The sequence below is a fragment of the Brachybacterium netajii (SeqCode) genome, assembly GCF_054114245.1.
Map to the genome: position 1 here is coordinate 660,763 of NZ_JBSYXB010000001.1, position 24,786 is coordinate 685,548.

A 24,786-nucleotide genomic window follows, 5' to 3' on the forward strand; every position below is an offset into this window, starting at 1 on the left:
AGGCGCAGCCCGACCGCTGAGCCGGCCCGGACGCGACGACGCCCGGCACCTCGAGGAGGTGCCGGGCGTCGTCGTCGGATCCGAGGATCAGCCGGTGTTCTTCATGCCGGCGGCCACGCCGTTGATCGTCGTCAGCAGCGCACGCTGCAGCTCGGGCTCGACCTCGCGACCCTCCGCGGCGGCGGCACGGACCCGCTGCAGCATCGCGACCTGCATGTAGGAGATCGGGTCGAGGTAGCGGTCGCGCACCGCCAGGGTGCGCTTGAGCACGGGCTGGCCGTCCAGGAGATCGAGGACGCCGGTGAGGCGCTCGATCTCGGCGACCGACAGCTCGTACTCCTGCTTGATCCGGTCGTACAGAGGCCACAGACGCTCCGGCACCAGCGAGTGCACGTAGTGCGCAGCGATCGCCATGTCGGTCTTCGCGAGCGTCATCTCGACGTTGCTGATGACCGTGCGGAAGAAGTGCCAGTTGCGGAGCATCTCGTGGAGGTCCGCCTCGAGGCCGGCCTCGCGGGCGGCCTTCAGGCCGGAGCCGACGCCGAACCAGCCCGGGACGATCTGGCGGGACTGCGTCCAGCCGAAGACCCACGGGATCGCCCGCAGCCCGTCCAGGCCCTTCTCGGAGGTCGCGCGCTTCGAGGGCCGCGAGCCGATGTTGAGCTCGCCGAGCTGCTCCACCGGGGTCGAGGTCACGAAGTACTCGGGCAGGTCGGGGTCGTCGGCCAGCGTGCGGTAGCGCGTGTAGGCGGCGTCGGAGACGGTCTGCATGACCTCGCCGTAGTGCTCCAGCTGCTCGGGCGTGGAGCGGGGGCGCGTGTGCAGCGCCGACCCCTCGAGCACGGCCGCCAGCGACAGGTCCAGGTTCTCCCGGGCCAGCGTGGGCAGCATGTACTTGTCGGAGATGACCTCGCCCTGCTCGGTGAACTTGATCTCGCCCTCGAGCACGCCATAGGGCTGCGCGAGGATCGCATCGTAGGTCGGGCCGCCGCCGCGGCCGACGGAGCCGCCGCGGCCGTGGAACAGGCGCAGGGTGACGCCGTGGCGGGCGGCGACGTCGCGGAGACGGCGCTGAGCCTGGTGGATCTCCCACTGGCTGGTGAGGACGCCGGAGTCCTTGTTGCCGTCCGAGTAGCCGAGCATGACTTCCTGGAGGTCGCCGCGCAGGCGGACGATCTCGCGGTAGGAGGGGTCGGAGAGGAGCTCGTCGAGGATCTCGCCGGCGTGGCGGAGCTCGTTGACCTCCTCGAGCAGGGGCGCGAAGGAGATGTCCGCGCGGTTCTCCTCGCCGCCGGGCAGGGTGACGAGACCGGCCTCGCGGGCCAGCAGGGCGACGGCGAGGATGTCGTCGGCCCCGTGGGTCATCGAGACGATGTAGGTCTCGATGCAGGCCTGGCCGTAGCGGCGGTGCGCGTCGCGGATCTCGCCGAAGACTCGGTAGGTGACCCGGGTGTCGTCGTCGAGGATCGTCTCGTCATCGCTGAGCGCGGTGCCCACGAGCGGGCGGCGGCTCGCGAGCTCGGCCGAGAGGACCTTCGTGCGCTCGGCGCGGCTGAGCTCGGCGTAGGGCCGGTCCAGCTCGCCGACGCGGTCGAAGAGGCGCGCGACGACCTCGTGGTGCTTCTCCGAGTGCTCGCGGACGTCGAGGATCGCGAGGTTCAGACCGGAGCCCGCCAGGACCTGCTGGATGATCGCCAGGGCGCCGTCGGCCACGCGCTTGCCGCCGTGACGGGCGAGCGCGCCGCGCAGGACCTCGAAGTCGTCCTGGAGCTGCTCGCCGTCGCGGTAGTCGCGGCCGGGGACGTGGGCCTCGCCGGAGGAGATGCGCTCGCGGGTGGCCTCGAGCTTGGCGCGCATGGTGCCGAGCTTGAGGCGGTACGGCTCCTCCGCGAAGAGGCGCTGCTGCACCTCGTCGATGTCGGACTCGAAGGCGAGGTCCGCGGCGACGCTCGCGCGCAGCTCCCCGTCCTCGCCGGTCAGCGCCGAGGAGATCGACAGATCGGCGATCAGCTCGGAGACCGCGGAGATCGCGATGTCGACCGCGGCCTCGGCCTGCAGCTGCAGGACGTCGCGGGTGACCTGGGCGGTGACGTACGGGTTGCCGTCGCGGTCGCCGCCGATCCAGGAGCCGAAGCGCAGCGGGACCTGGCGGTCCGCGAGGTCGGCGCCGTGGGAGCGGAGCTCCTCACGCAGGTCGTCGAGGAAGCCCGGCATCGTCTGCGTGTAGAGCTGGCGCAGGTAGTAGACCGCGTTGCGGGCCTCGTCCTGCGGGGTGGGGCGCTCGCGGCGCAGCTCGTCGGTCTGCCAGAGCGACTCGATGAGCTCAGCCAGGACGTGGTCCTGACGGCGGCGCGCGGGCGTTCCCTCGACCGTGTCGTTCTCGAGGATGTCCGAGACCTTGCGGAGCTTCGTCAGCACCGCGCGACGCGACGCCTCGGTCGGGTGGGCGGTGAAGATCAGGCGCACGTCGAGGGAGTCGACGGCCTCCTGCAGGCCCTCGGCGCCGAGCTTCTCGGCGACGGCGGCGACCGTCCGCGGGACCCACGACTCGGAGGCGGGGCGCTCGCGCAGCGCGCGCACCCGGTAGACCTGCTCGGCGGCGTTCGCGAGGAGGAAGTACTGGGCGAAGGCGCGCGTGAGGGCGGTCGCCTGCTCGAGCGGCAGCTTCGCGAGGCGCGCCTGCACGTCGGCGGCCTCGGCGGTCGACGCCGAGGACTTCGCGTCCTTGGTCAGCGAGCGCACCTGCTCGACCAGCTCGAGCAGCTCCGGTCCGTGCTGGTCCGCGAGGGTGCGGCCGAGGACCGTCGAGAGCCGACGGACGGTGGCGCGCAGGGGCGCATCGATGTGTGGGTCATCGCCGACGACGGGGAACTCGCTCGTCAGCGTCGGAACGCGGATCGCGTCGGTTTCAGGCACATGTACTCCTGGGGATCGGAGGCGTCGCACGGCGGCCGTCGGCGGTGCGAGCGACCGCCACGGCGCGGAATGAACGGGCACAGACTACAGTGCAGGGCCCTCGGGACCTTTTTGCCGCCAGCACTCGGGACGTCCCGGGCGGCGGGAAGGAAGGGCCCGCAGGTCAGGTCGGGCAGGCGCGGCCCGGCGGAACCGGCGGGTCGGATCTCACAGTACCGCGCGCAGGAAGTCCTGCGTGCGGCGATGGGCGGGCTCGGAGAAGATCCGCTGCGGGCTGCCCTCCTCCACGATCGAGCCCTGGTCGAACATCATCACCCGGTCGGAGACCTCCTGGGCGAACTGCATCTCGTGGGTGACGATGAGCATCGAGATGTCGGTGTTCGCGGCCACGTCCTTCAGCACCGCGAGCACCTCCCCCACGAGCTCCGGGTCGAGCGCCGAGGTGACCTCGTCCAGCAGCAGGATCGCCGGGTCCATCGCGAGGGCGCGGGCGATCGCGACGCGCTGCTGCTGACCGCCGGAGAGCTGCGAGGGGCGCGCGTCCTCGCGGTCCGCGAGGCCCACCTTCTCCAGCAGGCCGCGGGCCTTCTCGGAGGCCTCGTCGCGGGACATCCCCTTGACGTGGATCGGCGCCTCGACGATGTTCTCCCGCACGGTCATGTTGGGGAACAGGTTGAAGTGCTGGAAGACCATGCCGATGTCCTGCGTGGTGCGGCGCCGGCGCTTGTCCGGGATCCGCACCCGACGCCCGCCCTGCTGCTCGTACTGCAGGGGGTGGCCGCCGACGGTGATGTACCCGCCGGTGAGCTCCTCGAGCGTCATGACCAGGCGCAGGATCGTCGTCTTCCCCGACCCCGAGGGGCCGATCAGGGTGACGCGCTCCCCGGGGGCGACGGCGAAGCTCAGATCGGACAGCACCGTGTGGTCGCCGAAGCGCTTGACCACGTCGCGGAACTCGATCTGGGGCGCGTCGGCGGGGATGCCGCTGTTCTCAGGCAAGCTTCTTCTCCAGACGTCGGACGAGCAGGGAGGTCGGGTAGCTGGCGAGCAGGAAGATCAGGCCCGCCAGGGTGATCGCCTCGGTGTAGCGGAAGGTCGAAGAGCCGAAGTTCTGGGCCTCGCGCACCATCTCACCGACGTAGATGACGACGAAGAACGGCGTCTCCTTGAACATGGAGATCGCGTAGTTGCCCAGCGCCGGCAGGGTGTTGCGCAGCGCCTGCGGGACGACGACGGCGCGCCAGGTGCGCCGGCGCGGCAGAGACAGCGCGGTCGCCGCCTCCCACTGCCCCCGGGGCACCGAGTCGATGCCGGCCCGGTACACCTCGGCCATGTAGGTCGTGTAGTGGATGCCGAGCACGCCGATGCCGATCGCGAGCGTGCTGCCGACGTACGGCGAGAGCACGAGGTTCGCGAACACCAGCTGCACGACCAGCGGGGTCATGCGGATGAACTCGACGACGGCGGTGACGGGCGCGGAGATCGCGCGCGGGGCGCTGCGGCGCAGGAGCGCGACGAGCAGGCCGAGCACGACGGCGATGAGCGTGCCCAGGACCGTCGCGAGCAGCGTGTAGCGGAATCCCGCGAGCAGATGCGGCAGCGCCGCGGCGGCGTGGTCCCAGGACCACCAGGAGGAGTCGTTCATGCGGTCCCCCTCTCCGGGGCCGCGCTGCCGGGAGCGCGGAAAAGGTCGCGCCAGGACTCCGCCAGCGCCGGGCCGCGCCCGATGCGGTGCTTCGCCCGGATCTCGAGGCCGTTCATGACGATGACGATCACCCAGGCGATCAGGTAGTAGGCGAACAGGGCGAAGAGGTACGCGAACCAGGTGCCGGTCCGATCGCGCAGCTGCTCGACCTGGAAGAACAGGTCGTACAGCGTGACCGTGCTGACGATGGCGCTGCCCTTGAGCAGCTGGATCCACAGGTTCGACAGCGAGGGGATCATGAGCGCCCAGGCCTGCGGGATCACGATCCGGAACAGGCCCCGCGCCGGGCTCAGGCTGAGGGCGCTGATGGCCTCGTGCTGGCCCTTCGGCACGGAGCCGAGGGACCCGCGCACGACCTCCGCGGCGTAGGCGCCGTAGTTCAGGCCCAGGGCGAGGACGCCCACCAGCAGCGGGTCGAGCCGGAAGCCGAGGGGGTAGGGCAGCTGGGGCAGCACGAAGGCGAGCCAGAACAGCTGCACGACGAGCGAGGTGCCGCGGAAGAACTCCACGATCACGCGGGCGAGCACCCGCACCGCGGCGAGTCGCACCGTCTGCGCGATGCCCAGCACGAAGGCGACGACGAGCGCGAGCGCCGCCCCGAGAGCCGTCGTCAGCAGCGTGACGGCGAGCCCGTCGAGGATCTGCGGGGAGCGCTCGGCCAGCAGGCCGAGGTTCGGCCCCAGGTCCTCGAGGAAGCCGATCACTGCAGGGAGGAGAGATCGCCCGAGCAGAGGATCTCCGTGGTCATCTCCGCCGGCGGGAGCTCCTCGGCGGTGAAGCCGAACTCGCCGACGATCGAGAGATAGCGGTCGGGATCGGCGATGATCTCGGCGAGCTTCTCGTTGTAGGCGTCCAGCAGCGAGGTGTCGCCCTGGCGGAACACGGTGCCGCCGGCGCCGTACTGCTTCACGCCGTCGATCTCGGCGACGAAGCTCTCGGTCACCTCGACGCCGTCCACGGAGTTGTCCGCGAGGTAGTTCAGCGAGATCGCGGTGAGCGCGAAGGCGTCGGCGTTGCCGGCCTTGAGGGCGTCCACGCCGTCCTGCGGGCCGCCGACCTCGATGCTGTCCAGACCGAGCGCAGTGACGTAGTCGGACTCGATCGCCCCGGACATGGTCGCGACGGTCAGGCCGGAGTCGACGAAGGACTGCATGTCCACGAGGCCCTCGGGGTTGCCCTCGGGGACCATCAGCGCGGTCGTGTACTGGAACTCGGGCTCGGAGAAGGCGGCCTCGGCGCAGCGGTCCGGGAGGATCGACATGCCGGCGCTCACGGCGTCGAACTGCTGCGAGTTCAGGCCCGGGATGAGCGAGCCCCAGTCGGTGAGCTTGCCCTGGACGTCGTCGATGCCGAGCTCCCCGAAGATCTCGCGGTGCATGGCGACGGTCGCACCGGTGAGCTCGCCGCCGTCCTCGAAGCTGTACGGGGCCTCCCCGGCGAATCCGACGGTGATCGTCCCGGCGTTCTGGAGCGTGGTGAGCAGGTCGTCCCCGCCCCCGTCGCTCGTGCCCCCGCCGGTGCTGGTGCGGGTGCAGGCGGCGAGCCCGCCGAGGGCTGCGGCGGACAGGACCAGTCCGGACCTGCGGACGAACGTGCGGCGGTCGTGCATGGGAGCTTCCTCTCGCTCTACGATTCGTCGCGCATCAGATTGTCGGACAATCCGATGCGCGGACACGGCGCCGACCACCGTAGCGCGTTCCACTCGGCAGGACAGGCGAACTCCGAGGCGGGCCGCGTATCGTGACGTGGTCGTGATCCCTCCGCCGGCCCGTACCGCCCCGACCTCCAGGAGCACCCGATGGACACCCTCTCCGCCGGAGTACCGCTGCCCACGCTGCAGCCGCTGCGCCGACCCTCGGTCATCGACCAGGCCGAGATCGAGCTGCGCGGAGCGATCTTCACCGGCTCCCTGCGCCCCGGCGATCCCGTCCCCGAGGTGCACGTCTCCTCGCAGATGGGCATCTCCCGCTCCTCGCTGCGCGAGGCCTGCCAGCGCCTCGTGCGCGACGGCCTGCTGACCCAGCATCCGGGGCGCGGCCTGTTCGTCACCGAGATGGATGCGGCGACGATGTCGGACTTCCTGCTCTACCGCATCGGCATCGAGATGCAGACGGCCTCGATCGTCGCCGAGCGCGTCGCCGAGCTGCGCGCCGAGGCCGGCGGCGGATCGTCGGCCTCCGAGGCCGACGGGGCCGCAGCGTCCGCCGCGTCCGACGCCTCCGACGCGGCGCTCCCGCCTGCGGCGGAGGCGCTGATCGCGCCCCTGCGCGAGTGCCTCGAGCGGATGCGCACGGCGCTCGCACAGGGCGAGGTCATCGAGGCCGGCACGGCCGACCTGGACCTCCACCTGCGGCTCGCCGAGGCCGCGGGCAACAGGTTCCTCACCAGCGCGATGAACACGATCGTGATCCTCACGCGGCTGGGGTCGTTCTCCGATCCGCGCGGCTTCGGCGTCCGCCCCGATCTCCCCGAGACCCACGCCGAGCTGGTCGCGGCGCTGGCCGCGGGCGATGCCTCCCGGGCGCGCGCCCTGCTGCGGGAGGACCTCGGCTCCCTCGCGGCGCGTCTGCGGAAGGGGCCGGATCGGGAGGAGCTCGTGCGCGACCCCGAGCTGCTGGAGACGCCCGACCCCGAGTGGCCGGAGATCGGCGGCGCCTGAGAGGGTCCGTCGGCGGAGCGCATCGCGACGGCGGAGCGCACCGCGACGGCAGAGCGCATCGCGACGGCGGGGCTCGCCTCCGGCGGAGCAGCGGGGAATGCGGAAGGGCCCCGGCGGAAGCCGGGGCCCTTCTCGAGATCGACGTCTCGGGACATCAGCGAACGATGTCCCGAGAGGTCACAGGGCGGAGACGAGAGGATTTGAACCTCCGAGGCGGTTTATCACCACCTACTCCCTTAGCAGGGGAGCGCATTCGGCCGCTCTGCCACGTCTCCTCGCTCGATCCGTGGGACCGTGCGCCGATCCAGCATACGGGAGCGGGGCGGCGATGACCAAAGCGGGCGAGGGGAACGCGTCACAAGCTTGGCGCACCTCACACCGCACATCCCGTCGGGTGCCCGGGAGCCGCTCAGAGGCCGAGCTTCTCCTGCAGCAGCGCGATGTGGGACGGCGTGCCGACGCGGTACTTCACGAGGGTGAGGACGCCCTCGGCGTCGATCGCGAAGGTGGAGCGGATGACTCCCATCTTCTTCACGCCGTACATGTTCTTCTCGCCCCAGGCGCCGTAGGCCGTCATGACCTCGTGGGACTCGTCGCCGGCGAGGGTGTAGGGCAGGTCCTGGCGCTCGACGAAGCGGTCGAGGTCCGCGATCGGGTCCGGCGAGATGCCGACGACGCGGTAGCCGGCGTCGAGGAACATCTGATGGTTGTCGCGCAGGTCGCAGGCCTGCTTCGTGCACAGCGAGGTGTTCGCGGCCGGGTAGAACCAGATCAGCGCCGGGGCTCCGCGGAGATCGGAGAGGCTGACGCGCCCGCCTCCGGCGGTGGGCAGGTCGAAATCGGGGGCGGCATCGCCGACGGCGAGCTTCACGGGGGCGGGGGCGGTGGTCATCTCTCTCCTTGCATCGGGGGGTCAACGCCTCGGGAGGCGCGGCAGGCCGCGCCGTCGGCGCAGGTAGGTGCGGCGGAAGACGCTCTCGGCGTGGCGGTTGCCGAGCAGCAGCAGCTGCGCGGTGCCGGCGTCGATGCGTTCGGTGTCGTAGCTGAGGGTGCCGCTCTCGTCGGCGACGGCGACGACATGGCAGCCGGTGCGCGCGTGCACGTCGGAGTTGCGGACGGAGCGGCGCACGAGGGCCGGCGGGCACGGCACGAGGAACAGCTCGTTGCCCTCGGCGACCAGCACGCGATGGCTCAGCCCCGCCTGGTTCCACAGCTTCGTCGCGCCGATGGTCGCGTACGAGAGCACGCTGTCGGCGCCCGCGCGGTACAGGGTCGCGACATTGCGCTCGTAGCTGGCGCGGGAGACGATCTGCAGCTCCGGCCGCAGCCGACGGCAGTAGAGCGAGAGGTAGACGTTCAGGTCGTCGTCGTGCGTGGTGACGAGGATGCCGGAGGCGGAGTCGAGCCCGGCCTCGCGCAGCACCCGGTGGTCGGCGGCGTCGCCGTGGACGACCCGGTAGGAGGCGGTGCCCTCGAGCGCGCCGGCGGACTCCTCGACCCGGCCCGGCAGCTGCTCGACGATCGTGCTGGGGATGCCGTCGGCGCTGAGCGCCCGGGAGGCCGCCCGGCCGACGCGCCCGCCGCCGAGGATGATCACGGGGTCCTCGGTGCGATGCTCCACGGCGAAGCGGGCGTCGAAGGCGTCGAGCTCCTCGCGCTCCCCCGCCAGCACCAGCACGGTCCCCTCGCCGATGGTCTGATCGACGCGCATCGGCCGCAGCCGGCCCTTGCGCATCACCGCGAGGATCCGCACGCACGAGGTCGAGTCCGCGAGCGCGTCGCCGAGGCGTCGGCCGACGAGATCGGTGCCGCCGACGGCGACCTCGGCGATGAGCGTGCGTCCGAAGCTGCCGATGCAGTGGACGCGCCCCGTCGAGCCGAGCACGCGCCCCGCCATCTCCTCCCCCAGCACGGCGCCCAGCTGCAGCACCTTGTCGGCGCCGGCGAGCTCGAGGACGTCGACCGAGGCCCACTTCTCGGCGGTCACGGCGATGCCCACGTCGCGGGCGACCGCTCGCACCGTGAACGCGACGTTCGTGTTGGCCGTGTCCGAGAGCGTCGACGCGACCAGGCGGGCCCGCTCGGCGCCCGCGCTGCGGTACGTCTGCGCGGAGTCCAGGGGGCCGACGACGACCTGCTGGCCCTGGTCGTGCAGGCGGCCGGCCTCCACCGGGTCCTCGAGCACGATGACGGCGGGGACGCCGGAGCGCTCGGCGCGTGCCATGAAGGTGTGGGTGACGGCGCCCTGGCCGACGAGGATCACGTGGTCGCGCAGCGCGGCCGGCACCTTGCGGGGCATGCGGGCGGTCTCGCGCCGGTCGAGCCAGGGGTTGACGACGTACTGGATGACGAAGAACGGCAGCAGCACCAGCAGGAACACGACGCCGCTGCCGAGGACGAGCATCGAGTAGAGGCGTCCGAGGTCGGACTCGAAGACGACATCGCCGTAGCCGAGCGTGCTCATCGTCGTGATCGCCCAGTACAGGGCCGTGGTCCAGGAGTGCGTGCGTCCCTCGAGGGCCATGATGCCCTGGAAGCCCGCCGCATAGCCGGCGACCATCAGGACGCCGACGACCAGGAGCTTCATCCCGGGGCGTCGACGCCGGACGATGCCGGAGCGCTCGTTCCCCCTGCGCCGCTCGATCGGCCCGTCCATCCCCGTCCCTCCGGCGGCGCCCCGGGCCGCCGTTCGGCTCGTGCGGCGACCGCTCGCATCGTCTCGAAGCCTAGGACAGTCCGCGCCCGAGCGCCCGCGCGCAGGCACCCCGCGTGATGCGCCCGACGTGCCAGTATTGACCTCGAGCGGCCTGCGGCGGGCCTATCCGGATGCGGATCCTGACGCACCTCCGCGCCACCTGCCACGAGGAGGAGCCGAGATGCTGAGTTCGCTGATCATCACCGCCGCGTGGTGGGGCGTCTTCGCGCTCTCCTTCCGGAAGGACCGGCGCCGGGTCCGCAACGGCGTCCTGGTGCTGATGGCTCTGAACTCCTCCCTGACGACGCTGCTGCAGCTGATCGCCGAGGCCCTCCCCGTCGGCGGCGCCGTCGTCCTCGCGCTCATGGTGCTGGTCGTCGTCGGTGTGCTGGCGCTGGCGCTCTTCCTCATCGGCAACGGCTTGACCATGGCTCGCCGCGAGGGCCGCTCCCTGGGCAACGCCCTGTCGCTGCTGGCCGGCCTCGCCATGCTCGCGGCCCCCGCGGCGTCGGCCGCGCTGGTCACGACGACGAACCCGGCGGCGCTGGGACTGGGGGTGCTGCTGGCGCTCGTGTCCCTGCATCTCGGCCTGGCGTTCCTGGTGTTCCTGGCTGCGAGCCTGCTCTACCAGCGCTTCCCGCGGCGGATGCCGGCGACGGGCGTCATCGTGCTGGGCTCCGGTCTGGTCCGGGGCCGGGTCACGCGCCTGCTCGCGGGCCGCCTCGACCGCGCCGTCGCGGCCCGCGAGGAGCTCGCCGCCCGCGGCGTCGACGCGCTGCTCGTGCCCTCCGGCGGACGGGGCGCCGACGAGGACCGCCCCGAGGGCGAGGCGATGGCCGAGTATCTGGTCGACGAGGCGGGAGTGCCCGCGGACCGGGTCGTCGCGGAGACCGAGGCCGCCACCACCGAGGAGAACCTGCGCCTCTCCCACCGGATCCTCGACGCGTCCGGCCGCACGGGCCCGTACCTCATCGCGACCAGCCGGTATCACGCCTTCCGGGCAGGCCTGCTGGCCCGCCGCCTCGGGTACGACGACGAGGCCGTCGGCGGTCCCACCCGCTTCTACTACGTCCCCAGCGCCACGCTGCGGGAGTTCATCGCCGTCGTCAGCTATCGTCGCGCCTGGTTCTTCGGCCTGCTGGCGCCGTCGCTCGCGGTCACCGCGCTGATCGTGCGCGCCGCCGTGCTCGCCTCCTGATCCCCGCCCTCCCGGGTGCCCGACCCGCCCGGATGCCCGGCTCGCCGCGCCCGCCCGCCGTACCCGCCCACCGCACCCGCCCACCGCACCGCATCCGCCGTACGAGGAGAACGATAAGAACGATGAGGACGATGAAGTCCATCCGCGTCACCGCCCCCGGCCGCATCGAGCTGGTCGAGGTCACGCGTCCGGTCCCCCGTCCCGGCGAAGCGCTGCTGCGCGTCCTGTATGCCGGGGTCTGCGGCTCGGATCTGCAGACGATCCGCGGGACCCAGCCCTTCGCGTCCTATCCGCGGGTGCCCGGGCACGAGTTCTCCGCGCGCATCGAGGAGATCGTCCCGGCCGACGGCGGGTCCGACGAGGCCGACGGGGCCGACGGGTCGGGCGGCGGTCTCGCGGTCGGGGACGTCGTCACCGGGGTCCCCTACTTCCAGGACGGCACCTGCTCCGCGTGCCGTCGGGGGCTGATCAACGCATGCATCGCCAACGAGACGATGGGCGTGCATCGCGACGGCGCGTTCCAGGAGTACGTGACGATGCCGCTGGAGCGCCTGCACACGTCCCGCGGCGTGGATCCGCGCGATCTCGCCCTCGTCGAGCCCTTCTCGATCGGCTACCACGCCATGCTGCGGGCGCGCGTCGGCGCCGGGGACCGGGTGCTGGTGCTCGGGGCCGGGGCCATCGGCCAGCTGACGATGCTCGCCGCGATCAGCCGCGGCGCCGAGGCGTGGATCGCCGACGTCGTCCCCTCCCGGCTCGAGCGGGCCGCGGCCCTCGGCGCCCGCGGGACGGTCGACCTGACGCGCGGGAGCATCGCCGCGGTCGTCGAGGAGGCGACCGGCGGGGACGGCTTCGACGTCGTGGCGGAGGCGACGGGGCGGCCGGTCTCGTTCCTCAACGCGATCGAGGCGAGCGCCCAGGGCGCGCGGATCGCCCTGATCGGCAACGGGGTTCAGGAGGTCACGCTGAACCAGTCGGTGCTCATCCGCAAGGAGCTCGACGTGCTCGGCTCGCGCAACTCCCGCGGGGTGTTCCCGCAGCTGGTGGAGCTGATCGCCTCGGGCCGGACCGACGTCTCCCCGCTGCGCACCCGCATCGTGCCCCTGGAGAGCGCGACGGGCGCGCTCGAGGAGATCTCCTCGGGCGCGCCCGGGACGTCGGACGATCTGAAGGTGCTGCTGGACTTCTCCGCGGGGGCCTGAGCCCCGGCGGAGGCGTCGGATCAGGCGCGCTCGTCGAGCGAGCGCACGCCCTTCCAGGCCAGCGGGATCGCGACCGCGGCGATCGCGGCCTTGACCACGCCGCCCGCGATGAAGGGCGTGACGCCCGCGGCCATGATGCCGGAGAAGTCCATGCCCAGGCCCATCACGACGTTGAGGATGTAGGCCATGTAGGGGACGCCGATGAGGAAAGGGACGACGCTCGCGGCGACGAAGCCGAGCATCGCGGTCCAGGCCCGACGGTCCCAGGCGCGCTCGGCGAACCAGCCGGCGAGCGCGGCGGCGGGGATGAAGCCGACGATGAAGCCGAAGCTCGGCTGCATGACCATCGCGAGGCTCCCGCTGAAGCCGGCGAAGACGGGCAGGCCGGCCAGTCCCGCGACCATGTAGGTGGTCAGGGCGGCGGCGCCGCGACGGGCCCCGAGGGCGGAGCCGACGACGATCACGGCGAGGGTCTGCCCGGTGATCGGCACGTACGGCATGGGGATCGTCACCTGCGCGAGCAGCGCCACCAGCAGCGCGCCTCCGAGGACGAGGGCGACGTCCTTGACGCGCGAGGAGCGCGCGATCAGGGCATCGGCCAGCACGGGACGGCGGGCGGGAAGGGCGAGCGAGGTCATCGGACTCCTTGGATCGGGCGATCGCTGACAGCACAGCGTAGGTCACCGGGGCCGTCCGGTGCGACGCGGCGATGCCCGGCATGAGACGGCGGACGTGCTCGGCCGACGGGGCGTCGGGTCCGGCCGGACGTCAGAACAGGTGCGGGGCCAGCGCCGTCCAGGACCACCAGGTGCAGGCGGCGAGGACCAGGAGGAAGCTGAGGATCCATGCCCAGGCGGGCAGCGGGGTGAGCTGGGCGAGCTGCGCGGGATCGTCGGCGCCGCGGTTCGCACGCATCACGGCGAGCACGTGCCGCCAGGCGCCCACCAGCAGGAAGACCCCGGCGGCGAGGACGATGAGCGCGGTCGTCGTCGGGTTCGCCCACCACCAGGCGGCGCCGAGGCCGAGGATCGCGACGAGCACCGTCGCCACGGTGTGCAGGGACCGGGAGAAGATCAGCGAGATCAGCAGGATCAGCAGCGCCGCGGAGAGCGCGGTGCGGGCCCAGCCGTGGAGGGCCACCTGCACGAGCACGGCGCCGAGCAGCGCGGGCGCGGGATATCCGGCCCAGGCGGAGACGACGCGGCCGACGCCGCGGCGGGGGCCGACGGTCACCGCGTGCCCGGACATGTCCGCGCTGACGACGAAGCCGGTGAAGCGTCGGCCCATGAGGATCCCGGCGATCGCATGCCCGAGCTCGTGGACGATCGTGACCCCGAGCCGGGCGAACCGCCAGGCGGTCGGCAGCGCCACGAGCGCGAGGGCGACGGCGATCGCGGCGAGCACCCACCAGCCGCCGGTCGGGGCGGTGCCGGGGAGGATGCGGTCCCAGACGTCCTGGGCGAGACGGGAGAGGTCCATCCCGCCATGGTGGCAGGCGAACCCTGGAGCGTGCCGGAAGGGGCCCCGGAACAGGACGAGCCCGGCGCCGTCCGGCCTGCACGAGGCAGGTCCGGGCGTCGCCGGGCTCGTTCTCCGTCTCCGTCACCGCGTCCCGCAGGACCGCGGCCGACGGGCGGCGGAGGACGCTCAGATAGCGCGGATGTTCACAGCCTGCAGGCCCTTGGGGCCGCGCTCGGTCTCGAACTCGACGCGCTGGTTCTCGACCAGGTCGCGGCGGCCGGTGCCGACGATGGCGCTGAAGTGCGCGAACACATCGGCGGAGCCGTCCTCGGGAGCGATGAAGCCGTAGCCCTTGTCGGAGTTGAACCAGGTGACGATGCCAGTTGCCATGGCGGTATTTCCTTCTGTCTGCTTCGGGCCACGGTCGTGACTCGATGTCCGTCGCGACGAGCGCCGCTCAGGAGTCTGGGCACCTCGACGGGACGCGCTCCATGCGGAGGCGCGCCGAGGTGTGGTCTGGGGTGGGTGCAGGGTGGGGCCGGCTGCGGAGTGTGTGATGGGAACCCGTTCTCGTCGTGATGAGCGCGACCGTCGTCGGTCAGCCCCCGAGGGGTCCTGCGCCGTGCGCGCCGTCCACCGGGACCGATGCGACCCCCTGCGGGGCCGTGTCCCGCCGGCTGGGAGCCGGTGATCGCGGACGACGACTTCGAGCGTACGGCACGCGGACCCCGGAGACCGGACTCCTGTGATCCAGCGCACGACCTCGACCGCCGAGGTTCATCGCCCCGCTCCACCGGGTTCACCGCCTCGCCCCTCGGGGCCCGCCGCCGCTCGTCCTCAGTGCTCGTCCTCAGCGCCTGCCCTCGGTGCCTGCCTTCGGTGCCTGCCCTCAGCGCCCGTCGGCGTCGAGCTCGAGGTCCAGCAGGTGCGCGAGGACGCGCACGACGCCGTCCTCGTCGTTGCCGGGGGCCAGGTAGTTCGCCGCGGCGATGATGTCGGGGTGGGCCGCCGCCATGGCGAAGGACCAGTCGGCCTGCGCGTACATCTCGAGGTCGTTGAGGTAGTCGCCGAACACGGCGGTCTGCGCCGGGGCGATCCCGAGCTCCCGCTGGAGCGCCTGCACGCCGCGGCCCTTGTCCGCGGCCGGGTTCATGACGTCGATCCAGTGCCGCCCGGAGACGACGACCTGCTGGGTCTCCTCGAAGCGACGGAAGGCGTCCTCCCGGGCGGTGGCCTCGGCGTCGACGGCGTCATGGACCGCGAGCTTGAGGATCCCGCCCTCGATGTCGGCGACGGTCGCGAGGTCCTCGACCACCTCGAGGCTGCGGTAGTAGGTGCGCGCCTCGCGGAGGAAGGCCTCGTCGGTGCGCTCGACGTAGGCGGTGCGGGCCCCGCACACCACGAGGCCCAGGTCGTGCGCGCCGTCGGCGACGAGCCGGCGGACCGCGTCGACGACCTCGAGCACGGTCGCGCGGTCGACGACGACGGTCGCGACGATCTCGCCGTCGCGGACGACGACGGTGCCGTTCTCGGCGATATAGGTCGTCGTGCCCCGCTCTCCGCCGAAGGTGCCCTCGAGGGTCGCGAGCTGGCGTCCGCTCGCGGGGACGAACAGGATCCCCCGCTCGCGCAGGCGCTCCTGGAGCGCCCAGAAGCGGGCGGGGACCTCGCCCTGCGGCGTCAGCAGCGTGCCGTCCATGTCGCACACGACGAGGCGGACGTCCTGCCCGCCGGCGGGGATGGAGGTCCAGGGCCGCGGGGCGGTCGCGGGAGTGGGAGCGGCCGACGAGGCGGGGGCCTCGGCGGGGGCCTGCGAGGGGTCCGGGGTCGGCGAAGGGGCGGAGTTCCGAGTCTGCGTCACCCTCCCATTGGAGCATCCCGGGCGCGGCGACGGGCCGCCGGCGTGCCGTGGGGCACTGCGGCGGCCCGTCGTCGGCCTCGGCTCATCGCGGGATCATCCCGGCTCATTCCGTCGCGAGGACGCCGGCCCTCCAGTAGATCGCCGTGATCGCCCAGGCCGGCAGGACGATGCCGAAGACGGGGACCAGTCCCGGCACCGCGCCCCACACGGCGATCGTCGCGGCGAGCACGCCCGCGACGGCGAGGGTCCGCAGCGGACGGGCGAGCAGCAGCACGAGCGCCATCCGCAGCAGCCGCGGCAGCGGGTCGGAGAAGTGCGCCTGCAGCGGCCACACCACCGCGCTCAGGAGGGCGAGCACGACGGTGAGGGCGACGACGACGCCGCTGAGCCACGGGGTGGCGGCGCCGATCCCCGGCCCGAGCACCCAGCGGTCGACGGCGATGACCGCCCAGCCCGCCCCGAGCACGGCCGCGAGCAGGTTCGCCGGCAGCAGCCCGGCCCGCCAGTGCGTCCAGAACTCGCGTCCCAGCCGGGCGCGCGAGGGGACCGGCCGGTCCAGCTCCTCGAGCCGACGATCCATCCGGTCGCGGCGCAGCACCGCGTGGACGGCGGCCGTGGCCGGGCCGATCCCGAGCAGGACTCCCCCGGCCAGCGTCCCCGCGAGCCACAGCAGATGCAGCAGGAACAGCCGCAGCGCCAGCTCGCCGAGCCCCATGTGCAGGCGCACCGCCGGGGCCAGCGCCGTCCACGGCGAGCGCCCGGTGCCGGTGCCGGCGTCGGCGCTCATCAGCCCTTCACCGAGCCGATCATGACGCCCTTCTCGAAGTACTTCTGGAGGAAGGGATACAGGATGATCACCGGCAGCGTGGACACGATGATCACGCCGTACTTGATCTGGTCGGCGTACTGCTGGCCGTAGGCGCCGCCGGATCCTCCGGCGCCTCCGGCACCGCCGGAGAACGCCTGGTTGGACAGGAGGATGTCGCGCAGCACGATCTGCAGCGGCTGCTTGTCGTAGTCGCGCACGAAGATCAGGCCGGTGAAGAAGTCGTTCCAGTGCTGGACCAGGTAGTACAGGCCGATCACCGAGATCAGCGCCTTCGACAGCGGCAGCGCGATCGTGGTGAAGAACCGGAAGTAGTCGACGCCGTCGAGCATCGCCGCCTCGAAGAGCTCCTCGGGCAGGGAGTTCTCGAAGAAGGCGCGGGCGATGATCAGGTTGTAGACGTTCAGCGCCGACGGCAGGATGAACACCAGCCAGTTGTCGAGCAGGCCGAGGTCCTTGTACAGCAGGTAGGTCGGGATCAGCCCGCCGTTGAAGAACATGGTGAACGCGAAGAACAGCGTCAGCGGGCGCCTGACCCGGAACTCCCGGCGCGAGAGCGCATAGGCCGCCGGGAGCGTCACCAGCAGGTTCAGGGCGGTGCCGACGATGCTGTAGATCAGCGTGTTGCGGTAGCCGGTCCAGATCCGCGAGTCGTCGAGGATCTGCTCGTATCCGAAGAAGCTGATCCCGCGGGGCAGGAAGGACACCTTGCCGGTGGCGACGGCGGTCGGATCGCTGATCGACGCGATCGTCACGAAGTACAGCGGGTACACGGTCACGAAGAGCACGACGGCGACGATCGCGAAGATCGCGATCTTGAACAGCAGGTCGTCGCGGTACCAGGCGATCCGGGAGGCCCGACGGGCGCGGGCGGGTCGGACGGAGGCCGGACCGGGGGCGCCGGAGGGGACGGTGGGGGCGGTGGCGGTCATCTCGGCTCCTTCACCACAGGCTCGTATCGGACACGCGCTTGGCGATCTGGTTGGCGATCAGCAGGAACGCGAAGTTGATGACCGTGTTGAACAGGCCGATCGCGGTCGAATAGCTGAACTGGCTCGAGAGGATGCCGATCTTGTAGGTGTAGGTCGCGATGACCTCGGAGACCGGCAGGTTCAGCGTGTTCTGCATCAGGAACACCTTCTCGAACCCGGTGTTGAGCACCCCGCCCATGGTGAGGATCAGCAGGATGATCATCGTCGGCACCAGCGCCGGCAGGTCGACGTTGCGGATGATCTGGAAGCGGGAGGCGCCGTCGATCCGGGCCGCCTCGTACAGCTGCGTGTTCACCCCGGCCAGGGCGGCGAGGTAGATGATGCTGTTCCACCCGGTGTGCTGCCAGATGTCGGAGAGGACGTAGACGGGCACGAACGCCGAGGTGGATCCCAGGAAGTTCACGTCGTCGATCCCGATCGCCGCGAGCACGCGGGTGAGCAGGCCCGAGGTCGGCGAGAGGAACACCTGCAGCATGCCGACGATCACCACGACGGAGATGAAGTGCGGCAGATAGGTGACGGTCTGGACGAAGCGCTTGATCCGGCTGCGCAGGATCTGGTTGACCACGAGCGCGAGCGCGATCGGGGTGAAGAACCCGAGCACGAGCGTCGACAGGCTGATCACCACGGTGTTGCGCATGAGATCCCAGAACATGGGGCTCTCGAAGAACTGGATGAAGTACTTCAGCCCCACCCAGTCGCCGCCGGTGAGCCCCGTGGTGGGATCGAATTCCCGGAAGGCCAGCTGGATCCCGTACATCGGCACGTACGAGAAGACGGCCACGAAGCCGATGGCCGGTGCGACCATCGCCCACAGCTGCCAGTAGCGGCGCAGGTGGCGCGCGAGACGGGCGCGCGGGCCCTGCGGGACGGCGTCGGCCCGTCCCGCAGGAGCCCTGCCGGCGCGCGCGGGACGCACCGGGGCCGACGTCGGCCCGGCGCTCCCGCGCTCCGTCGCGGCGGTGTCGGCGGACATCGGGGTCATCCCTTCGTGGCCATGTAGTCGTCGTAGTACGACTGCATGGTGGCGATGTTGTCGTCGACGCCGGTCTCCTGGACGGTCGCGACGTACTCGTCCCACTGCTCATCGATCCCGCCGGTGGTGACCCACTCGGCGAACTTCGTCATCGTGACGTTCATGAGGGTCGTGTTCACCAGCGCCATGGCGTTGAGGTCGTCGGCGCTCATCTTGATGAAGAGCCCCGGATACACGTCGGCGTCCAGGTCCATGCTGTCGATGGCCGGCTGCAGCGGCACCGACTCCTCGGTGGCCTCCTGCAGGTCGGTGGGGAGCTCGACCTCGATGTCGTCGCGGATCCACATCGGACCGTTGTCGGCGAGGGTCGAGGTCCACTTCCAGGTGGAGGGGTCGGTGCCGTCCTCCGCCGGGAGGACCCGGTAGGCGCTGTCGCCGGTCTTCTCGATGTTCGGTCCGATGTCGCCGAAGAGGACCTGGAGGGACATGTCCTGCCCGTAGAAGGCGTCGATGGCCTTCAGCGCCGCCTCCTTGTTCTTCGAGGTCGCGGACATGACCACCTGGTTGCCCGGGTAGTTCTCCCCGTACTGGTCGAAGCTCCAGGTGACGGGGGCGCTCTGCGAGGCGGAGGCCTGCAGCACGGGCATCGCCTCGTACTGCTCGTAGATGTCGGGGCCGAAGCGGTCCGAGCGCGTCCAGCCCCAGGTGAAGCCGACGGTCGCAGTGCCGTCGCCGGGTCCGCGGGCGACCGACTGGTAGGTCGAGTAGTCCTGGGTCATGACCTCGCCGGAGAGGAGCCCGGCCTCGCTGCAGCGCGCGAGGAAGGAGACGACCTCGCGGTAGCGGTCGTCGATGAGGAAGGTGCCCACCTTCCCGTCCTCGAGGAAGTAGCCCTGACCGCCGCCGCCGGAGATCGGCAGGCCGGTGGAGCCCAGCAGCAGGATCGACTGGAAGTAGCCGAAGCCGCCGGTGCCGACGGGGCTCCAGTCCATGGGGATGACCGTCTGGCCGGTGCCGGTGGGGTCGCCGTCACGGAAGGCGACGAGCACGTCGAACAGCTCGTCCCAGGTGGTGGGCATCTCGAGGCCGAGGTCGTCGAGCCAGCGGCGGTTGATGTACTGGTGCTGGACCGTCGGCGGCCAGAACCGCTTGTAGCCGGGGACCGAGTAGATCTCGCCGCCGGACTGGGTCGCGAGGGCCTTCAGCTCGGGCTTCGCCTCGAACATCGCGGACACGTTCGGCAGGGAGCCGAGGGACTCCGTGAGGTCCTCGAAGAGGGACCCGTAGGTCGCCAGGTCCGAGTCGTTGATCGCCTGCGTGCCGACGACGAGATCGGGGACGTCGCCGGCGGCGAGCATCGTCGACTTCTTCTGGTCCCAGTCCGCGGAGACCTCCTCCCAGACGATCGGGATCCCGGCAGCCTCCTCGAGCTCGGCGGCCCAGGCCATCTCGGTCATGGGCTTGGTGAGGGGGTGCTTGATCACGAGGATCCGCAGCTCGCCCTCCTTGCTGCCGGAGCTCCCGCCGCCGCAGGCCGTCAGGCCGAGGGAGCCGCCGACCGCGGCGGTCGCGGCGAGGCCCCCGAGGACGGTGCGGCGCGAGGGACGGGCGAAGGCCGAGGAGGAGAGTCCGGACGAGGAGCCGGACGAGGCACGGGGCGTGGGACGGGGCGTGGGAAAGGGCGAGGTGGACATCATCGTCTCCTGTGGCTGCGGCGCGCGGTGCGCCGACGACGCCGACGCGGATGCGCCGACGGATCCGGTGCCCGGCGTCGGGGATGCGACGCCGGGGACCGGATGCCCGGTGGCCGGACCCCGGTCATCCGGGGCGGCATGGGGTGAAGCTGCTCAGCTGGTGGGCAACCAGATGCGCATCGCCCCGGGGCCGCGATCGCCCCAGGTCGAGAACGGGACGAGGACGGCGTCGACGGCGACGCCCTCCTCCGGGTCGGTGCCGGCGGCGCGCAGGAGCGGGCCGGCATCGGGGCGGGCGGACGCCCGCACGACGAGGGCCGGGAGCGTCCCGCCGGTCGGCGCCGGGGACGACTCCTCGACGGCGGAGCCGAGGGCGACGACGAGATCGTCGGCCTCCGCTCCCGACGGCAGATCGGCCTGCTCGAGGCAGTACACGACGGGACCGCGCTCGAGGGCGATGCAGCCGCGGGTCGCGTCGACGCGCGGATGGGAGGCGGTCCAGCGCGGGGTCATGTCGAGCACGAGCACCGCGCCGTCGACCTCGTCGGCCTGCAGCACGACGCGGCCGCGGGCGCGCTCGTCCTCGGTCAGCCCGCGTGCGGGGCGGCCGCCTGCGGCGAGGGTGCCGGCGCTCGCCCATCCGGGGATCCTCAGCGCGACCTGCGCGCCTGCTCGCAGCGCGGGAGCCTGGGCCCCCGCCGGCACGAGCGCGAGACGGATCTCCCCGTCGGCCGGGTAGGCGGTCGCGATGCGCAGGATCCCGGTGCCGATCTCGGCCGGGAGGTCGATGTCGGCGGCGGCGTGCTGCAGGATCTCGAGCGTCGGGCCGGAATCGCCGGAGCGGACGCCCGCGACGTAGGAGCTCAGCTGCGCGATCGCCCGGGCGATGTTGGGCGGGCAGCAGGCGCAGGAGTACCAGGGCTGGCGCTCGGCGGGCGCGTTCTCCTCGGAGAAGCGGTCGGGACGGCGCTGCATCGGGTTGGAGTAGAAGAAGCGCGTGCCGGTGGCGTCGACCGAGGCGGCGAGGGCGTTGTGGATCTCGCGCTCGATGACGTCGCCGTGGCGGGGATCGTCGGCCGCGAGCATCATGCGCCAGGTCCACTGGAGGTCCGCGATGGTCGCGCAGGTCTCGGCGTAGGCCCGGTCCGAGGGCAGCTCGTGGTCGTTGCCGAAGGACTCGTCGCGATGGCGCGAGCCGAATGCCCCCGAGAGGTACATCTTGCGCTCGTGGACGCGGTCCCACTGCTCGCGCATGACCGCCAGCAGCGCCTCCTCGCCGGTCTCGAGGTGGAGGTCGGTGACGCCGGCGTTGAGGTAGAGCTGGCGGACGGCATGGCCGGTCGGGTCGACCGCCTCCCGGACCGGCAGGTGATCCTGGTAGTAGTGGTGCCCGAAGCCCTCGTCGGGCAGGATGTCGCGCCCGCGCTGGTCGACCAGGTGCTGGGCGAGGCGCAGGTGGCGCGGATCCCCGGTGTGGCGATGGAGCTCGACCAGCGCGGTCTCGATCTCCGGATGCCCGGGGATCCCGTCCTCGCGGCCGGGGCCGAAGCGGCGGTCGACGAGGTCGACGAAGCGCAGCGCCATCTCCAGCAGATCGCTGCGCCCGCTGGCCCGGTCCAGGGCCACGGCGGCCTGGACCCAGTGCCCGAGCACGTACATCTCGTGGGTCCAGTGGAGCTCGGCGAAGCGCTTCTCCGGGTGCACGCCCTGGATCCAGGTGTGGAGATAGCCCGACGGCTCCTGGACCCGCCCGATCAGCGCGATCATCTCGTCGAGCCAGGCGTCGTGCGCGGTGGTGCCGGTGCGCCCGATCTCCCAGGCGACCGCCTCGATGACCTTGTACAGGTCGGAGTCGGCGAACACGAAGCCGCGATGCGGGGCACCGGACTCCCCCACCACCCGCCGGAAGTTGTCGATCACGCCGGAGGTCTCGAGCTGCTCGATGCAGTGCGGGATGGTCGCCTCGGCGTTGAGCCGCTGCCACGCCCCGAGCGGACCGCTCTCGGCGAGGCGGACCGCCCGCAGGTCCAGCGGACGCAGCCCGGATCCGGCCGCGCCCGAGCGCGGCAGCGCCGGGGCGACGACGGGAGCCGCGGTCGCGACGGGGGCGGCGTCCACGGCGGAGACGTCGTTCGCGGCAGGGGCGGCGCTCGCGGCGGGCGCGGCGGGGTCCAGCAGGGCGGCACCGGCGGAGGCCGGTCGGATCGCGTCGGTCAACGTGAGCTCCTCATCAAGCGGGGTGACGTGGCTCATCCTGCGGGAGCGATAAAGCGTTGTCAACGCGAGTCACAACGTTGAAAGGTTACGGAAGGGCAACGCTGGAACGGTGACGAGGCGGCGCCGGGACGACACGAAGACGGTGCAGGGGCGGTGCAGGGACGGCACCGAGGACAGCGCCGTCGGCCCGTGGGGCAAGTGCGCTCAGATGCCCGTGGACTCGCGGATGACCAGCGACGTCGCCGCCGTCGCGCGACGATCGGGACCGCTTGCGCCGGCGAGGCGATCGGCGAGCATCTCGACCGCGAGCGAGGCCATCTGCTGGACGCCCGGATCCACCGAGGTCAGCGGCGGCGTCGTGAACGCCGCCTCCTCGGTGTTGTCGAAGCCGGCGAAGGCGACGTCCTCGGGGATGCGCAGGCCCGCGAGCGAGGCGGCCCGCAGCGCGCCGACCGCCACGGCGTCGTTCACGCACATCACCGCGTCGACCTCGACCCCCGTGCGCAGCAGCCCGACCATCGCCTCCATGCCGGACTCGCGGCGGTCCCAGTCGGATCCGCGCACCACGCGGCGCGGATCGACCTCGAGACCGGCCTCGTCGAGGGCCTGGCGGTAGGCGAGATAGCGCTGGCTGCGCTCGACGTCGAGCCAGGGCTCGGCGAGATAGGCGATGCTGCGCCGACCGCGGTCGATCAGGTGCCGCACGGCGTCGAGGGCGCCGTCGAGCTCCCCCATCACGACGCAGTCGATGCCGTCCATCGGCCCACCGCCCACCTGCACGACCGGCACCCGAGGGCTCTCGCCGGCCAGCAGCTCGGGGGTCAGGAAGTGCGGGCAGACGATCACGCCGTCGGCGCCCTCCGTCGACCTGCCGAGGACGGCCTCGCGCTCGGAGGCGGCGTCCTCGGTCAGCCGCATCGTCGTCGACAGCCCCCGCTCCTCGAGGGCGAGGATCAGCGCCTCGGCCATGCGCGCGAAATAGGGCTGGAACAGGTTCGGGATGACGATCGCGATCCGCCCCGACGAGCCCCGTGCGAGGCCGCGGCCGGCCGCCGAGGGCACGTACTGCAGCTCCTCCGCGGCGCGGGCCACGAGCTCCCGGGTGGCCGCGGAGACGCGGATGCGCCCGCTGCCGGTGCCGTTGAGGACATGGGAGACGGCGGCCGAGGAGACCCCCGCCCGCCGGGCCACGTCCGCCAGCGTCACGCGGGCCATCAGCGCGGACCGCCCAGCGTGGACTCCCGGCGCAGGAGCGAGATCGGGGCGACAGTCCGCTGCAGGGGCCGGCGCGGATCCTCGAGGCGTGAGCGCACGAGGTCGACCGCGCGCCGCGCCATCTCCGTGGCCCCCAGATCGACCGTGGTCAGCGACGGGGTCGTGAAGCCCGTGTCCTCGAGCCCGCCGTGGCCGACGATCGCCACCGGATCCGGCACGCCGATGCCGCGCCCGCGCAGCAGCGAGAGGGCGCCGATCGCGAGCTCGTCGTCGGCGCAGACCAGGGCGTCGAGGTCGGGGTGCGCGGCGAGGGCCGCGGCGGCGAGCGCGCGGCCCGCCGCCCGGTCGGCCTGGTCGCGGGGCCGCAGCACCGGAGCGCCGGGGAGCACCTCGGCCAGGCGGCGCAGATGCTCGTCGGGACGGCCGGCCGGGTGGCCGAGCAGGACGGGCGCGGTGCGGCCGAGGGTGCGCAGATGACGGGCGACGGCGAGCGCCGCGGCGGCCTCGTCGGCCTCCACGAGATCCATCCCCGCCGGCGGCTCGTCGGGCGGAGCACCGGTCATCACGCCGACCAGCGCCCGCGGCCCCGCGGCCGCCGCTGCGACCACCGCTGAGCCCGACGCCGGAGCCACCGCCGGACCCAGCGCCGGATCCGGCGCTGAATCCACCGCGACGCCGGCCGGGAGCGGGCCGACGTGCACGACGCCGTCGAAGGAGGCGCCGAGGGCGTCGATCGTCTGCTGCACGCGCTCGGCCCGCCCGCGCGAGGGCTCGATCGAGACCAGCATCCCCTGCCGCGCGGCCTCGGTGACCAGCTCCTGGACCATCCGCGAGGCGGTCGGGGTGGTGAGATCCGGCAGCGAGAGCGCGAGCACCCCGGTGCGCCCGGTGCGCAGGGTCCGCGCATGGAGGTTGGGCCTCCAGTCGAGCTCCCGGATCGCGGCCTCGACGCGCTCGCGGATGTCGTCGCTGATGTGCGGGTGACCGTTGACCACCCGGGAGACGGACGTGATGGAGACCCCGGCCTGCGCGGCGACCTCGCGCATCGTGGGCACCATGCCGCTCCTGACCGGCGCGTGACCTGCGCACGCGCGCTTCCCGGAGAATACCGCCTGGCGCACCCCCTTGCGCTCGGGCGCGGACGCGGACAGGATGGACCCCATCGATGT

General features: G+C 72.1%; 21 protein-coding genes and 1 tRNA gene. 3 read left to right on the forward strand and 19 right to left on the reverse strand.

Translation table 11 applies throughout. The features are described from left to right. Positions 1-87: 87 nt before the first annotated feature. The 5 genes from ppc to ACXET9_RS02960 all read right to left on the reverse strand — a co-directional run bounded on the left by ppc (position 88) and on the right by ACXET9_RS02960 (position 6,230). Entirely contained in the window at positions 88-2,916 is a 2,829-nt protein-coding gene (gene ppc, locus ACXET9_RS02940) for a phosphoenolpyruvate carboxylase (protein WP_457884677.1), read from the reverse strand. 207 nt (positions 2,917-3,123) lie between these two features. Further along, positions 3,124-3,915: an ectoine/hydroxyectoine ABC transporter ATP-binding protein EhuA gene (gene ehuA / locus ACXET9_RS02945; protein ID WP_457884679.1), complete on the reverse strand. Its 792-nt coding sequence runs from the start codon at positions 3,913-3,915 to the stop codon at positions 3,124-3,126. Then, positions 3,908-4,561, reverse strand: coding sequence for an ectoine/hydroxyectoine ABC transporter permease subunit EhuD (gene ehuD, locus ACXET9_RS02950; RefSeq protein WP_457884681.1), 654 nt, complete (start codon positions 4,559-4,561; stop codon positions 3,908-3,910). Before ehuD ends, ehuA begins: the two co-directional genes overlap by 8 nt. Next, the gene (locus tag ACXET9_RS02955; protein ID WP_457884683.1) at positions 4,558-5,325 is read right to left on the reverse strand and encodes an amino acid ABC transporter permease; all 768 of its coding nucleotides are present in this window, start codon (positions 5,323-5,325) and stop codon (positions 4,558-4,560) included. Before ACXET9_RS02955 ends, ehuD begins: the two co-directional genes overlap by 4 nt. After that, a complete protein-coding gene (locus ACXET9_RS02960) occupies positions 5,322-6,230 on the reverse strand; it encodes a transporter substrate-binding domain-containing protein (protein ID WP_457884684.1) in 909 nt (302 codons plus the stop codon). Before ACXET9_RS02960 ends, ACXET9_RS02955 begins: the two co-directional genes overlap by 4 nt. Before the next feature lie 189 nt (positions 6,231-6,419). Here ACXET9_RS02960 and ACXET9_RS02965 point away from each other — a divergent pair, with 189 nt between their 5' ends. After that, the gene (locus tag ACXET9_RS02965; protein WP_457884686.1) at positions 6,420-7,280 is read left to right on the forward strand and encodes a GntR family transcriptional regulator; all 861 of its coding nucleotides are present in this window, start codon (positions 6,420-6,422) and stop codon (positions 7,278-7,280) included. Positions 7,281-7,465: 185 nt separating this feature from the next. Here ACXET9_RS02965 and ACXET9_RS02970 read toward each other — a convergent pair. From ACXET9_RS02970 to ACXET9_RS02980, 3 genes are all read right to left on the reverse strand, one after another. Then, a tRNA-Ser gene (locus ACXET9_RS02970) sits at positions 7,466-7,555 on the reverse strand. A gap of 134 nt (positions 7,556-7,689) precedes the next feature. Continuing rightward, positions 7,690-8,172 (reverse strand): peroxiredoxin, encoded by a 483-nt coding sequence (locus ACXET9_RS02975; RefSeq protein WP_457884687.1) that lies wholly within the window; start codon positions 8,170-8,172, stop codon positions 7,690-7,692. 21 nt (positions 8,173-8,193) lie between these two features. Then, positions 8,194-9,867: a potassium channel family protein gene (locus ACXET9_RS02980; protein ID WP_457884688.1), complete on the reverse strand. Its 1,674-nt coding sequence runs from the start codon at positions 9,865-9,867 to the stop codon at positions 8,194-8,196. Positions 9,868-10,156: 289 nt separating this feature from the next. Here ACXET9_RS02980 and ACXET9_RS02985 point away from each other — a divergent pair, with 289 nt between their 5' ends. Next, a complete protein-coding gene (locus tag ACXET9_RS02985) occupies positions 10,157-11,173 on the forward strand; it encodes a YdcF family protein (RefSeq protein ID WP_457884690.1) in 1,017 nt (338 codons plus the stop codon). 131 nt (positions 11,174-11,304) lie between these two features. After that, the gene (locus ACXET9_RS02990; protein ID WP_457884692.1) at positions 11,305-12,375 is read left to right on the forward strand and encodes a zinc-binding alcohol dehydrogenase family protein; all 1,071 of its coding nucleotides are present in this window, start codon (positions 11,305-11,307) and stop codon (positions 12,373-12,375) included. Positions 12,376-12,395: 20 nt separating this feature from the next. On the opposite strand, the gene ACXET9_RS02995 is transcribed toward ACXET9_RS02990, so the two are convergent. From ACXET9_RS02995 to ACXET9_RS03045, 11 genes are all read right to left on the reverse strand, one after another. Further along, positions 12,396-13,013 carry a biotin transporter BioY gene (locus ACXET9_RS02995; RefSeq protein WP_457884694.1) on the reverse strand — a complete coding sequence of 206 codons (618 nt, stop codon included), beginning with the start codon at positions 13,011-13,013 and terminating at the stop codon, positions 12,396-12,398. Positions 13,014-13,143: 130 nt separating this feature from the next. Then, complete coding sequence (locus tag ACXET9_RS03000; RefSeq protein WP_457884696.1) at positions 13,144-13,854, reverse strand: M50 family metallopeptidase; 711 nt, start codon at positions 13,852-13,854, stop codon at positions 13,144-13,146. A 168-nt stretch (positions 13,855-14,022) separates the two neighbouring features. Further along, the gene (locus ACXET9_RS03005) at positions 14,023-14,226 is read right to left on the reverse strand and encodes a cold-shock protein (protein WP_457884697.1); all 204 of its coding nucleotides are present in this window, start codon (positions 14,224-14,226) and stop codon (positions 14,023-14,025) included. Positions 14,227-14,725: 499 nt separating this feature from the next. Continuing rightward, positions 14,726-15,697, reverse strand: coding sequence for a Cof-type HAD-IIB family hydrolase (locus tag ACXET9_RS03010; RefSeq protein ID WP_457884699.1), 972 nt, complete (start codon positions 15,695-15,697; stop codon positions 14,726-14,728). A 103-nt stretch (positions 15,698-15,800) separates the two neighbouring features. Next, a complete protein-coding gene (locus ACXET9_RS03015) occupies positions 15,801-16,484 on the reverse strand; it encodes a YesL family protein (RefSeq protein WP_457884701.1) in 684 nt (227 codons plus the stop codon). Continuing rightward, positions 16,484-17,455 carry a carbohydrate ABC transporter permease gene (locus ACXET9_RS03020; RefSeq protein WP_457884703.1) on the reverse strand — a complete coding sequence of 324 codons (972 nt, stop codon included), beginning with the start codon at positions 17,453-17,455 and terminating at the stop codon, positions 16,484-16,486. The genes ACXET9_RS03015 and ACXET9_RS03020 overlap by 1 nt, the downstream gene beginning before the upstream one ends. A gap of 10 nt (positions 17,456-17,465) precedes the next feature. Next, positions 17,466-18,491 carry an ABC transporter permease gene (locus ACXET9_RS03025; RefSeq protein ID WP_457884705.1) on the reverse strand — a complete coding sequence of 342 codons (1,026 nt, stop codon included), beginning with the start codon at positions 18,489-18,491 and terminating at the stop codon, positions 17,466-17,468. Between the two features lie 5 nt (positions 18,492-18,496). After that, a complete protein-coding gene (locus ACXET9_RS03030; protein ID WP_457884707.1) occupies positions 18,497-20,185 on the reverse strand; it encodes an ABC transporter substrate-binding protein in 1,689 nt (562 codons plus the stop codon). A gap of 153 nt (positions 20,186-20,338) precedes the next feature. Beyond that, positions 20,339-22,402 carry a glycoside hydrolase family 127 protein gene (locus ACXET9_RS03035; RefSeq protein WP_457884709.1) on the reverse strand — a complete coding sequence of 688 codons (2,064 nt, stop codon included), beginning with the start codon at positions 22,400-22,402 and terminating at the stop codon, positions 20,339-20,341. Positions 22,403-22,606: 204 nt separating this feature from the next. Next, positions 22,607-23,617 (reverse strand): LacI family DNA-binding transcriptional regulator, encoded by a 1,011-nt coding sequence (locus tag ACXET9_RS03040; protein ID WP_457884711.1) that lies wholly within the window; start codon positions 23,615-23,617, stop codon positions 22,607-22,609. Then, positions 23,617-24,675, reverse strand: coding sequence for a LacI family DNA-binding transcriptional regulator (locus ACXET9_RS03045; protein WP_457884713.1), 1,059 nt, complete (start codon positions 24,673-24,675; stop codon positions 23,617-23,619). The genes ACXET9_RS03040 and ACXET9_RS03045 overlap by 1 nt, the downstream gene beginning before the upstream one ends. Positions 24,676-24,786 lie beyond the last annotated feature (111 nt).